Annotated in this window: 10 protein-coding genes; 7 read left to right on the top strand and 3 right to left on the bottom strand. The window is 71.9% G+C overall.

The features are described from left to right. Positions 1-56 precede the first annotated feature (56 nt). The 7 genes from CEB94_RS14160 to CEB94_RS14130 all read left to right on the top strand — a co-directional run bounded on the left by CEB94_RS14160 (position 57) and on the right by CEB94_RS14130 (position 10,228). On the top strand, positions 57-1,205 hold the full coding sequence (locus CEB94_RS14160; protein ID WP_175432566.1) for a serine hydrolase domain-containing protein: 1,149 nt from the start codon (positions 57-59) through the stop codon (positions 1,203-1,205). Positions 1,206-1,345: 140 nt separating this feature from the next. Continuing rightward, a complete protein-coding gene (locus CEB94_RS14155; RefSeq protein ID WP_175432565.1) occupies positions 1,346-3,877 on the top strand; it encodes a Pls/PosA family non-ribosomal peptide synthetase in 2,532 nt (843 codons plus the stop codon). Next, a complete protein-coding gene (locus CEB94_RS14150) occupies positions 3,877-6,339 on the top strand; it encodes a non-ribosomal peptide synthetase (RefSeq protein ID WP_175432564.1) in 2,463 nt (820 codons plus the stop codon). Before CEB94_RS14155 ends, CEB94_RS14150 begins: the two co-directional genes overlap by 1 nt. Before the next feature lie 31 nt (positions 6,340-6,370). Further along, positions 6,371-7,396 carry a TauD/TfdA family dioxygenase gene (locus CEB94_RS14145; RefSeq protein WP_175432563.1) on the top strand — a complete coding sequence of 342 codons (1,026 nt, stop codon included), beginning with the start codon at positions 6,371-6,373 and terminating at the stop codon, positions 7,394-7,396. After that, entirely contained in the window at positions 7,393-8,460 is a 1,068-nt protein-coding gene (gene sbnB, locus CEB94_RS14140; protein ID WP_175432562.1) for a 2,3-diaminopropionate biosynthesis protein SbnB, read from the top strand. Before CEB94_RS14145 ends, sbnB begins: the two co-directional genes overlap by 4 nt. Positions 8,461-8,504: 44 nt before the next feature. Further along, positions 8,505-9,488, top strand: a complete 984-nt coding sequence (gene sbnA, locus CEB94_RS14135) for a 2,3-diaminopropionate biosynthesis protein SbnA (protein ID WP_175432561.1) — start codon at positions 8,505-8,507, stop codon at positions 9,486-9,488. A 131-nt stretch (positions 9,489-9,619) separates the two neighbouring features. After that, entirely contained in the window at positions 9,620-10,228 is a 609-nt protein-coding gene (locus tag CEB94_RS14130; protein ID WP_246111792.1) for a 4'-phosphopantetheinyl transferase family protein, read from the top strand. Between the two features lie 57 nt (positions 10,229-10,285). Here CEB94_RS14130 and CEB94_RS14125 read toward each other — a convergent pair whose 3' ends face one another. From CEB94_RS14125 to CEB94_RS14115, 3 genes are all read right to left on the bottom strand, one after another. Beyond that, a complete protein-coding gene (locus CEB94_RS14125; protein ID WP_175432560.1) occupies positions 10,286-11,026 on the bottom strand; it encodes an anti-sigma factor in 741 nt (246 codons plus the stop codon). Next, the gene (sigK, locus tag CEB94_RS14120; RefSeq protein WP_175432559.1) at positions 11,023-11,634 is read right to left on the bottom strand and encodes an ECF RNA polymerase sigma factor SigK; all 612 of its coding nucleotides are present in this window, start codon (positions 11,632-11,634) and stop codon (positions 11,023-11,025) included. Before sigK ends, CEB94_RS14125 begins: the two co-directional genes overlap by 4 nt. 268 nt (positions 11,635-11,902) lie before the next feature. Then, complete coding sequence (locus tag CEB94_RS14115) at positions 11,903-12,943, bottom strand: hypothetical protein (RefSeq protein ID WP_175432558.1); 1,041 nt, start codon at positions 12,941-12,943, stop codon at positions 11,903-11,905. Positions 12,944-12,946: the final 3 nt, after the last annotated feature.

The following is a 12,946-nucleotide window of genomic DNA, read 5'->3' as shown; positions in this document are numbered from 1 at the left end:
GGGCGGCCGAGGTCCCTCCCCCTGACACAACGTGAAGTGACAGGGGGAACGGGGACATGAAGAGACACACACGTGCGGCCCTGACGGCGGCGACGGCCGTGGCCCTGACGGCGGCCCTGGCGGCCCCGGCGCTGGCAGCGGCCCCCGGCAAGGCTCCGGGCGGCCATGACGCGACCCGGCAGGCGGTACGGGCCGCGGTAGCCGACGGCGTCCCGGGCGTGACCGTGACGGTGCGGCGGGGGCACGGCACCTGGGCGGCCACGGCCGGCGTCGGCGACCTCGAGACGGGCAAGCCGCGTTCGACGCGGGACCACTACCGTGTCGCCAGCATCACCAAGACGTTCGTCGCGACCGTGGCCCTGCAACTGGAGGCGGAAGGGGAGCTCGCACTCGACGACACGGTCGAGGAGTGGCTGCCGGGGCTGGTCCGGGGCCATGGGCACGACGGCCGGCAGATCACCCTGCGCCAACTGCTGAACCACACCAGCGGCATCTTCGACTACTTGGACGACCCCGGTTTCCAGCAGAAGTACATGACCGCGGACGGCTTCATGAAGCACCGTTTCGACCAGGCGGACCCCGAGGACCTGCTCGCCGTCGCCATGAGGAACGAGCCGTACTTCGAGCCGGGCGAGTCGTTCACGTACTCCAACACCAACTACGTCCTGGCCGCGCTGGTGATCGAGAAGGCCACGGGCAACCGCTACGGCGACGAGATCGACCGCCGGATCATCGACCCTCTGCACCTGGCCTCCACGTCGGTCCCCACCACCCGGGCCACCCTGCCCCGGCCCAGTAGTCGCGCCTACTCCAAGCTGGCCAGGACGGACACCGGTCCGACGTACGACGTCACGGAACTGAACCCGAGCCTGGCCTACGGCTCCGGCCAGATGGTCTCCAGCTCGGCCGACCTGACCCGCTTCTACTCGGCCCTGCTCGGCGGCAGGCTGCTCCCGCCCGAACAGCTGAAGGCGATGAAGACCACGGTCGACTCCAGCCGGGAATCCAGCCGCTACGGTCTCGGGCTCGTCGACCGCAAGCTCAGCTGCGGCATCCACGTCTGGGGCCACGACGGCGGCATCAGCGGCTCGAACTCGGACGCCGTGACGTCGGAGGACGGCCGGCACTCCCTGGCCGTCAACTTCAACGGGGACTGGTCGGGCAGCACCGACGCCATCATCGAGGCGGAGTTCTGCGGCGAGTAGGAGCGGTATCGCCGGGTTCCACCTGGCGAGATGCTTGCTCACGCTTCGAGAAGAACGGCGGAATACTCCATCCCTCGGCTGCCCGGCTACGAACCCATGTCAGGCAGAGCACGCGATTGTCGGCAGCCGAGGGGGTCCCCATGGCGGGACAGCAGCTCCAGGAGGCGGCCGGGGGCCTCGTGGAGGAAGCCCGGCCCCGCGAAGCGCCGCCGGATCCCGTGGTGTCCGCTGCCGCGGAGCGGCTCGCCGGACTGCTGGCGGAGGCAGCCCACCTCGACGAGGTACCTCTCGACAGCGACTTCTTCGATGATCTCGGCGCCGATTCCCTGGTGATGGCGCACTTCTGCGCGCGGGTCAGGAAACGGCCGGACCTGCCGCCGGTGTCGATGCGCGACGTCTACCGGCATCCGACCGCCCGCGGGCTGGCGGCCGCACTGCTCGACAGCACCCCGCCGCCATCCGCATCCCAGACGCCCAGCCCACCGGCGCTGCCCGGGGCACGGGCACCGGCACCGGCACCGCCGACGGGCCGCCCCCACCGTGTGCTCTGCGGGGCACTCCAGCTTCTGGCCTTCCTGGGCTACGCCTTTCTCCTCGCCACCGTCAGCGCCCAGGGTTACGAATGGATCTCCGCGCAAACGCACCTGTTCGACGCCTACCTGCGGAGCGTTGTCTTCGGCGCCGTGCTGTTCGTGGTGCTGTGCGCCCTGCCCGTGCTCGCCAAGTGGCTGCTGATCGGCCGGTTCACACCACGGCGGTTCCGCGTCTGGAGCCTCACCTACTTCCGGTTCTGGCTGGTCAAGACGCTGATCCGGTCGAGCCCGCTGGTCCTGTTCGTCGGCTCGCCGCTCTACCCGCTCTTCCTGAGGGCACTGGGTGCGCGGATCGGCAGAGGAGTGACGATCCTGTCGCGCAGCGCCCCCGTCTGCACCGACCTGCTGACCGTCGGCGACGGCACGCTCGTCCGCAAGGACGCACTGATCAGCTGCTACCACGCGGCCGACGGTGTGATCGAGACAGGGCCGGTCACCCTGGGCCGGGGCGCGGTCGTCAGTGAGGTGACGGTGCTGGACATCGGGACCCGGCTCGGTGACGGATCCCGGCTCGGGCACGCGTCCTCCCTGCACACCGGCCAGGCGGTCCCCGACGGCGAGCACTGGCACGGTTCTCCGGCCCAGCCCGCGGACGACGACGTCCCGGTGGTGGAGCCCGCCCGGTGCGGCACCACGCGGCGAGCGGTCCACGGCGTCCTGCTGATGCTCACGGTGCTGCTGGTCCACGTGCCGCTGGCGGTGGGCTGCCTGGACGTGCTGCTCTCCCGGATGCTGGAGGGCTCCGCGGTACTGAAGGGCGGGGCGACGGTGCTCTACGTCGACCTGCTGGTGGTCACCGCCGTGGTCTTCTTCGGCGGCGTGATCGCCGCTCTCGTGGTGCTGGCCACCGTCCCACGGCTGCTGGGCGGGTTCGTCCGGCCCGGCCGGACCTACCCGCTCTTCGGCTTCCACTACTCCGTGCACCGGACGATCGTCCTGATGACGAACAGGAAATCCTTGACGCGTCTGTTCGGCGACAGCAGCTGCATCGTGCACTACCTGCGCTGGATCGGCTATCGCCTCTCACCCGTGGAGCAGACCGGCTCGAACTTCGGCACTGCGGTCAAGCACGAGAGCCCCTCCCTGAGCAGGATCGGCACCGGGACCATGGTCGCGGACGGACTGTCCCTGATGAACGCCGAGTACTCCAGCACGTCCTTCCGGCTGTCGCCGACCGCGATCGGGGCGCACAACTTCCTCGGGAACCGGATCGCCTACCCCGCCGGCGGCCGGACCGGCGACAACTGCCTCCTCGCCACCAAGGTGGCGGTCCCCGTCGGCGGACCGCTCCTGCACGACGTGGGCCTTCTCGGCTCTCCCTGCTTCGAGATCCCGCGTTCGGTGGCGCGCGACAGCACCTTCGACGAGCTCAAGGACGGCAGCGGTCTGCGCCGTGCTCTCGCCGCCAAGAACCGGCACAACGCCGTCACCATGGCATGCCACCTGCTCACGGGATGGCTCTACTTCTTCTGCGTCGCCCTGCTCTTCGCGCTCGCCGCGAGCCGGTACCCGGCGTGGGGCACAGCGGCCCTCGCTCTCGCCAACGCCGTCGTGCTGCCGTTCACCTTCCTCTACTACATCCTCCTCGAGCGGGCCGTCACGGCGGCGCACCCCCCGGAGCCGCTGTTCTGCTCGATCTACGACCGTCGTTTCTGGCGTCGTGAGCGGTACTGGAAGGTCCCGTCCGAGACGTATCTGCACATCCTCGACGGCACGCCGTTCAAGAGCGCCGTGTGGCGCATGCTGGGCGTCCGGATCGGGACGCGGGTCTTCGACGACGGCTGTGCTCTGACCGAGCGCCGCATGGTCGCCATCGGGGACGGCTGCACCCTCAACTCGGGCAGCGTCCTGCAGTGCCACTCCCAGGAGGACGGCACGTTCAAGTCGGACCGCGTCGCGCTCGGGGACGGCTGCACCCTCGGCGTCGGAGCGTTCGTGCACTACGGAGTGACGGTCGGCGACGGCGCCGTGCTGGCGGCGGACTCCTTCCTCATGAAGGGCGAGACGGTCCCCGGGCACGCCAGATGGCTGGGGAATCCGGCCCGCCCGGACCTCGACGAAAGCGGAGGTGCGCACTGATGGCACCCACAGCGACCGACGCCCGCGTCCCCGTTTCCGACAGCCGGGCCGAGGGCGGCTTCACGGCCGTGCCCCGATGGGCGAAGGAACCGATGCCCGGCACCGGGGAGCACGTCAGGTGCATCCCCGACGCGGTGACGGCGGCCCTGCGTGTGCGGGCCCGTGAATGCGGTGTGCCGCTCACCGCGATCCTCCTCGCCGCCCACGCGAAGGTGCTCGCCCTGCTCTCCGGTGACCCCGAGGTGCGCAGTGGCTACCTGGCCCGGGGCCGGACCGGGCCGGTGCCCTTCGAGCTGACGGTCGAACCCGGCACCTGGCGCCGGCTGGTGCTGGAAGCCCACCGGGCCGAGGCGGTGGCATGGTCGCCCGGGACCGGCGCACCGCCCCCGGCCGGCCTGGAAGCGGTGTTCGCCCCGGCCGGGTACGAGGCCACCGTCCCGGTGGACGGCAGTGTGCTGCTCGGCGTCTCGGCGGGCGAGGAGGGCGGTCGGCTCGTGCTGCGCCTGCGGCACCGGACGGACCTGCTGGACGCGGACTCGGCCGCCCGGATCGGGGGGTACCACCTCGCCGCACTGGAAGTGATCGCAGCCGACCCCGACGCCCCCCACGACCGGCGCAGCCTGCTCTCCGCGGACGAACTCCGCTTCCAGCTCGACGGGCTCGCGGGCCCGCGCCGGGCGCTGCCGGACCGCCGGTTCCACGAACTGTTCGAGGAGCGGGTGCGCAAGGATCCGGACGCCGTCGCCGTGGTCCACCAGGGCCGCAGTCGGACGTACGCGGACCTCAACACGCGGGCCAACCGGCTGGCCCGCGCCCTGCTGGCCGAGGGGCTCGGCCCCGAGGACACGGTCGCCGTGGTGACCGAACGCGACCTCCACTGGGCGGCCGCCGTGCTCGGCGTCCTCAAGGCCGGCGGCGTGTACCTGCCCGTCGACCCCCATCACCCCCCCGGCCGCATCAGCGCGATGCTCACCCGCGCCGACTGCGCGTACGTCCTCACCGAACCGGACAGCACCACGCAGCTGGACCGGGCGCTGGCATCGCTCCCCGGGATCCGGCGGCTGCTCGTCCCGGACATCACCGAACCGGCCACCGACGGATCGGACCTCGGCCTGGACATACCGGCGGACCGGCTCGCGTACGTCTTCTTCACCTCCGGCTCCACCGGAGAGCCGAAGGGTGCGATGTGCGAGCACGCCGGTCTGCTCAACCACCTGTACGCCAAGATCGACGATCTGGGCATCGGCGAGGGCACCGTGGTGGCGCAGACGGCCTCGCAGTCCTTCGACATCTCGCTGTGGCAGTTGCTGGCGGGGCTGCTGACAGGAGGGCGGACGCTGCTGGTCGAGCAGGACGCCGTCCTCGACGCGGACCGGTTCCTGGACAGGATCACCGGGGGCCGCGTCAACGTCGCGCAGCTGGTGCCGTCCTATCTCGACGTCATCCTGTCAACGCTGGAACGCTGCCCCCGGGACCTGCCGGACCTGCGGTGCCTGTCCGTCACCGGCGAGGCGCTGCGCGGGGAGCTCGTCCAGCGGTGGTTCGCCACCGGTCCCGCCGTGCGGCTGGTCAACGCCTACGGGCTGACCGAGACGTCCGACGACACCCACCACGAGGTGATGGACCGGGCGCCGGGCACCGATCGGATCCCGCTCGGCCGGCCCATCGCCAACGTGCACCAGTACGTCGTCGACGAGAACCTGAATCCGGTTCCGCTCGGCGCCCCCGGCGCCATCGTCTTCTCCGGGGTCTGCGTCGGCCGCGGCTACATCAACGACGCCGAACGCACCCGCCTCGCCTATCTGGCCGATCCCCACCGCCCGGGCCAGCGGCTCTACCGCGGAGGCGACTTCGGCCGCTGGCGGCCCGACGGAAAACTGGAGTTCCTCGGCCGCACGGACGCGCAGGTGAAGATCCGGGGGTTCCGGGTCGAGATCGGCGAGGTCGAGAACACGCTGCTGCGGATGCCCGGCGTCACGGACTGCGCGGTCGTCGTGACCGGCGCGGAGGACCACGGCCGCCAGCTGGCCGCCTTCTGCACGAGCGACTGCGCCGTGACCGCCGAGGACCTGCGGGAGCGTCTCGCGGAGCTGCTTCCCGCGTACATGGTCCCGGCGTCCTTCCACCGGTTGGACCGCCTGCCGCTCACCGCCAACGGCAAGACCGACCGCAAGGCGCTCACGGCGATCGCCGAGGACCTCGGCCCGGCCCGGGACTCCCACGGAGCCCCGCGGACACCGGCCGAACGCCGGCTCGCGGCCGAGTGGGCGTCGGAACTCGGCATACCGCCCGGACGGATCCGCCGGGAGGACAACTTCTTCGATCTGGGCGGCACCTCCCTGTCGGCGGTACGGCTCGCGGTCGCACTGGACCGGGTGATCTCCCCGCGCGACCTCGTCGGCAGCCCCGTACTGGCCGACCTGGCCCACCTGATCGACACCCGGACCGCCGGAGAACCGTGACGGACACGAGGAGATTCGAAAGGAGATCGACATGCTGTCGGCACTCTTCCGCAGGAACAGGGCCACCACGACACCGGTTCCGGACGGCCTACCGGTACTCGACGCCGAAGACACCCCGGACACCCCGGGCGCCAGGGACGCGGCGGCCTGGACGGCCGGCCGGCGGGACGCGCTGCGCGAACTCGTCGCCGAGCACGGGGCGCTCACCGTCCGGGGCCTCGGCCTGCGCACCCCGGCCGGCGTCGAGTCGGTCCTCCGCCAGGTGGCCGAGCGCCCCGCGCCGGAACGCGAGGCGTTCGCCGCCCGCGACCGCCACGCGGACGGCGTCTACTCGTCGTCGGCATGGCCGCCCACCCAGCCCATGTGCATGCATCACGAACTGAGCTACGCCGTCGAGTGCCCCGGCCTGATGCTGTTCGCGTGCCTGGAGCCGCCCGTCGAAGGCGGTGCCACCGCGGTGGCCGACGCGATCGCCGTGCTGCACGCGCTGCCCGCCGAACTCGTCGACCGTTTCGCCCAGGAGGGCTGGCTGCTCGACAGGGCCTACAACGAGGGGATCGGCGCGACACTCGGTCAGTCCTTCGGCACCGACGATCGCGGCGAGGTCGAGGCCTACTGCCGTGCCCACGCGATCGACTGGTCCTGGCAGCCGGACGGTTCGCTGCGGACGCGGCAGCACCGGCCCGCCGTCGTGCGGCACCCGGTCTCCGGCCGGCGCTGCTGGTTCAACCAGATCGCGTTCCTGAACGAGTGGACGATGGCACCCGAGGTCAGGGAGTTCCTGGTCGAGGAGTACGGACCGGACGGGCTGCCCTTCAACACCCGTTACGGCGACGGCGATCCGGTGCCCCCGGACGTCGTCGAGCAGATCAACAAGACCTACGAAGCCCATACCGTACGCCGGTCCTGGCAGCGCGGGGACCTGATGCTGGTGGACAACATCCGCACCGCGCACAGCCGGGAGGCGTACCGGGGGCCGCGCAACATCGTGGTGGCGATGGCCGACCCCGTGCGTCCCGGCCTTCCCGGACCGCAGGTGGGGAGGGAGGCGGCATGACCACCCTGCACACCGTCCCGCAGACCGCCCGGACGGACACCCCCTTCGTGCCGTCCTTCGCCGTCATCCCCGGAAGCCAGGTCAAGGAGGTGCTCCAGGGCCGGGAGAAGACCGTGGTGGAGGTCGTCGAGGCGACGTACCGCCTGCACGGCGCCGGCCGTACGGTCAACCCGCCGTCCTCCTTCCTGCGTTTCCCCGACCGGCCGACGTCACGGATCATCGCCCTGCCCGCCTCGCTCGGCGGCGAGGGCCGGGTGGACGGACTGAAATGGATCTCCAGCTTCCCCGCCAACGTCGTCTCGGGCATCCCCCGGGCGTCAGCCGTGCTCATCCTCAACGACCCCGGCACGGGCTACCCCTTCGCCTGCGTGGAGAGTTCGATCATCAGCGCCGCCAGGACCGCGGCGTCCGCCGCGTCGGCCGCCGACCGGCTCAGCAGGGGACGACCGCGCCCCGTCCGCCTGGGGTTCGTCGGGGCGGGTCTGATCGCCCGTTACATCCACACGTACCTGGAGGGCACCGGCTGGTCCTTCGACGCCATCGGTGTGCATGACCTGTCCCCCGACAGTGCTTCAGGCTTCCGCACCTACCTGGAGCAGTCCGGGGCCGTCGGACGCGTCACCGTGCACCGCAGCGCCGAGGAGCTGATCCGTCTCAGTGACCTGATCGTCTTCGCCACCGTCGCCGACCGGCCGCACATCACCGAGCCGTCGTGGTTCCGGCACAACCCGCTGGTGCTGCATGTGTCGCTGCGCGACCTCGCGCCGCAGGTGCTGCTCAGCGCCACCAACGTCGTCGACGACATCGACCACTGCCTCAGGGCCGCCACCTCACCGCACCTCACCGAACGCCTCACCGGCAACCGCGACTTCCTGCTCGGCACGCTCGACGACGTGATGGCCGGCCGCGTGACGGTCCCGGCCGACCGCCCGGCGGTCTTCTCACCGTTCGGCCTGGGCGTGCTGGACCTCGCGGTCGGCTCCTACGTCTACGACGAAGTGGCCCGCTCCGGCGAGCTGCAGGTCATCGACCACTTCTTTCACGAGCTGAGCCGGCACGGCTGAGGACGGCATCCGTCCGCCGTCCGGCCCTGGACGAGGAGAACATCGTGCCAGTCATATCCGTCCCCCACGCCTTCAACGAGGAGGACCTGTACGTCGACCTCGAGCCGATGACGGGACACCGGCTCTTCCTCAAGTGCGAGGGCTTCAACTTCGCCGGTTCGATCAAGCTGAAGGCCGCGACCGAGATGGTGGAGTCCGCCGAGCGGAGCGGGACCCTCAGGCGGGACTCGGTCCTGGTGGAGTCCTCCTCCGGCAATCTGGGCGTGGCGCTGAGCATGATCGCGGCGAGCAAGGGCTACCGCTTCGTCTGCGTGACGGACTCCCGGTGCAACCTGGCCACCCGGCTGATGATGGAGGCGCTGGGCAGCCAGGTCCACGTCGTCTCCGACGAGCACGCCACGGGCGGTCTGCTGGGCGCGCGGCTCGCGTACCTGCGAGGTCTGTGCGCCGCGGACGACCGCTATGTGTGGCTGAGTCAGTACACCAACCCCGACAACTGGAGGGCGCACTACTTCAGGACGGCACCGGCCATCGCCCGATGGTTCCCGTTCCTGGACGTCCTGTTCATCGGGGTCGGCACGACCGGCACCCTGATGGGCTGCGCCCGCTGGTTCCGCTCCTGGCACCGGCCGGTGCGGATCGTCGCGGTGGACAGCGTCGGCTCCGCCATCTTCGGCGACCCGCCCGGACGGCGGATGATCCCCGGCCTGGGCATGAGCGTCCGGCCTCCCCTGCTCGACGAGAGCTACGTCGACGAGGCGGTCCGTGTCGAGGAGGCCGATGCCATCCGTACCTGCCGGATCCTGGCGAGGCGGGGCTTCCTGTTCGGGGGGTCGACCGGCACGGTCGTCAGCGGGGCGACGAACTGGCTCGCCCGGCACGGGACGCCGGGCCTCACGCCCGTCGCGATCGCCCCGGACCTCGGTGAGCGCTATCTCGACACGATCTACCAGAGCAACTGGGTGGAGGCCCTGTACGGCGGTGACTCCATCGCGGACCCACGCGCTGTGCGAGCGTCCTCCGACTGACCAAAGGCGGTGGCGCTGCCGTGTGCCTCCTCCCCGCGAGACCGGTCCTGCGTCCTGAGCGGCTCACACCCGCCTGGGTCCGGCTCCCGCAGCCGCCTCGCCCCGGCCGGCCCCGACTGTGGCTGGTACGTGTGGAGGACCTGCGCGACGCCGTGGCCCCGCTCGCCGGCGCGCTGCTGGACAGCGGCGAAAGGGCCCGGGCCGCGGCCCTGCACCGGGTGGCGGACCGGGACGGCTACCGGGTCGCCCATGTGTGCCTGCGCATGCTCCTGGGTGCCTACCTCGGCGTCGAGCCGTCGGACGTGAGGCTGGTTCGGCGGCCCTGCCCCGTGTGCCGGGCCCCGCACGGCCGTCCCGACGTGCCCGGCGTTCCCCTGTGCTTCTCCCTCTCCCGTACCGCCGGTTTCTGTCTTCTCGCCTTCGCGGACACGGCGGTCGGCGCGGACATCGAGCGGCTGCCCGCCGATGACGTCGTCTCCGCCCTCACGGCGACGCTGCATCCCCGGGAGGCCGCCGGGCTCGCCGCGCGTCCGCCGGACCGGCGTCCCGCCGCCTTCGCCCGCGTGTGGACGCGCAAGGAGGCGTATCTGAAAGGGCTGGGCATCGGTCTCGGACGTGACCTCCGCCTCGACCACGTCGGTGTCTCCGCGCGCGGCCCCTGCCGGATGCCGGGCTGGGCGGTCGCCGACGTGGCGGTGGAGACGGGGTGTGCGGCTGCCGTCGCGGTGGCCGAGCCGTGATACGGCAGGCCGTACGACGGCTCGGTGGACGGCGATGCGCTGTGCGTGCCGGTGTCGTCAGGCCGGGACGGAGACGACGCCGACGGGGTCGGTGGTGGGCCGGCGCGAACCGCCGGCCGGTTCCACCGTGAGACAGACGGCTGTGGCCCCGTCGAGGCGCCCGTCCAGGACATGGGCCTGACGTCCGCCCGTGGCGGACAGCAGTCCGGCCGGCCGGTACTGCCCCGATTCGGCGTACCAGAGCTGGTAGACCCGGTCGCCGGTGAGCGGCGGCAGCCCCGCGGCGACGAACGCGGCCCGCCCCCGCGCTCGGGAGGCGACCACGCTCGCGGTCCCGCCGCGCGCGAGCTCCTCGGTGCTGATCGTGGCGTCGGAGGCGGCCAGGACGTCGGCGAGTTCCCGGTACCCTGCACGGGCCTGGGCGGACTGCTCACGCGCGGTGTCGGCCTCGGAGCTCTGCCACCAGGCGACACCTCCGAGAGCCGCGGCTGCCGCCACGGACGCGGCCAGCGCCAGCCGGAGACTCCGTTGCCGGGGCCGGCTCCGAGACGCGATGGCGACGGACCGGTCCTGACGTACGGTGACGATCTGGTCGAGCACCCGGCGGCGCAGGTCCGCGGAGGGTGCCCTCGCTGCGACCGCCCCCAGTCGAACGGCTGCGCCGGACAGCCGTTCGACCTCCAGGCGGCAGGGGGCGCAACCGGCCAGGTGCCTGTCGAAGGCGGCCGCCTCATCGGCCGGCAGCGCGTGCAGCACATACGCGCCGGCATCGAGGTGAGGGTCGTCGGTGAGGTTCACGAGCCGGCCTCCATACAGTCGTGCAGGCGCTGCAGCCCCTGACGCATCCGCGACTTGATGGTTCCCGCCGGCGTCGAAAGCGCCTCGGCGACCTCCGCGTACGTCAGCCCCTCGTAGTAGGCGAGCACCAGGGGCAGCCTCAGCTCGCGGGCCAGCTGGGCCAGGCAGCGGAAGACCACGCGCTGCTCCTCCCGCACCTCGACCTCTTCGGCGACGATGTCGAAGGCCCGTTCCTGCTCCCGGACCGCGGCGCGCAGTTCGCGGGCGCGGCCCGCGGCCACGGACCGTACCCGGTCCACCGCGCGGCGGTGCGCGAGGGTGAGCACCCAGTTCCGGGCGGCTCCGCGCGCCGGACGGAACCGGTCGGCGGTCCGCCACACCTCCACCATCACGTCCTGGGTCACCTCCTCCGCTTGGGCCTCGTCCCTCACCACGCGGCAGGCCAGTCCCATCACCGTGTGCGCCAGGGCGTCGTACAGTCCGGCGAACGCCTGTTCGTCGCCGTCGGCGGCGCGGACGAGCAGTTGGTCCAGCCTGGGGTCGTCCGGGGACTCTCCTCGCCGCCCTTGCGTGTCACCCTCCCTCCGAGCTCCGGTTCCTCGGTCCATCGCGCCTCCTCGGCTCAGCTCGACACTGGCCCTTTTCCCCGCAGAGCGCATCCGCTCCAAAGCCGTCCGTCTGACAGATTCACCTGCCTGCCGTAGCCGGACGAGGCGGTGCATTCCCTCTGTCCGTTGTTCGGAGCTGTCGTCGTGACGGATCAAGATCGGCCGCAACGCGTGGCAGTCAGTGACACCCGCCCGCACACGAGGAGAGGCCGCCGGTGCGTCCCGGCGACCTCTCCTCTCCCCTCCTGGCCCTGCGTCCGGTCCGTCACTACCGGGGCAGCACCACGACATACGCGGCCGGTTCGCGGTCGGCCGAGGCCATCAGGGCCGTGCGGATCACCGTCGCCTGCTGCTCCGGGGAGTCGCGGAGCTTCCTCGGCGTGATGTGGACGACCGTGATGCCGAGCCGCTCCAGGTGCTCGCGCTTGCGGGCGTACTCGGACCACAGGGCGTCGTCGTCCTGCCGGGGAGCCCGGGTGTCGAGTTCCACCGCCACCGCCTGGTCGGGCCAGTACGCGTCGAGGCCGCCGAGGTAGGGGCCGCCGGGCAGGCGCAGGTCGACGTTCCAGACCGGGTCGGGCAGGCCGTACTCGCGGACCATCCGGTACAGGCGGTCCTCCGCTCGCGCCCGGCCCTCGGCGAGCAGGGAATCCACCGCGTCCACGACGTGCGGGCGGCTCAGCAGCCGTGCCTGGTTCAGTTCGCGGACCACCGCCGCCGGGTCGCAGTGGCCGCCGCGGACCGCCTCCGTGAGCAGGCGGCGGACGATGCCGGCGTCCGCGAGTCCGGCCACCGCGTCGGCCAGCGCGCGGGCGACCGGCGCCACAGGCACCCCGGTGACCTGCTCGGGGTCGGGCATGGCGGGCGTGCGGACGATGCGTGCGCAGCCCGTGGAGCGCAGCCGCCGCAGCCGCGGGACCAGGACGTCGATCGCGTCCAGGGACGGCAGCGGGGGTGTGGAGGAGAAGCCGTGCAGCGTCAGCGCGGCCAGGCCCGTGATCATCACCTCGGGGTAGGCGGGTGCGTGCGGCCGGACCGCGCCGGGCTGGGCGGGCACCCCGGTGCCGCGCTCCCGCGCCGCGTACATCAGCACCGCGTGCAGCCGCTCCTCGCTGGTCGGGGGGCCCGGGTGGAGCAGGACGACACCCGGGAGGAGCTGCTGCCAGGGGCCACCCGCGCGGCACTGCTCGTTCGTCTCGGCCGTGGAGACACCGTGCGAGCGGAGCTGGGACGTCGTCATCACGCGGGGGCGGCCACCGCCGGACAGGTCGTGCAGCGGGCGGGGGGAGAGCGGGGTGTTGTGGGTCATGAC

It is taken from the genome of Streptomyces hawaiiensis, assembly GCF_004803895.1.
Classification (GTDB): Bacteria; Actinomycetota; Actinomycetes; order Streptomycetales; family Streptomycetaceae; genus Streptomyces; species Streptomyces hawaiiensis.
Note: the sequence above shows the minus strand (reverse complement) of the source record. Positions and strands in the feature narration are given on the sequence as shown.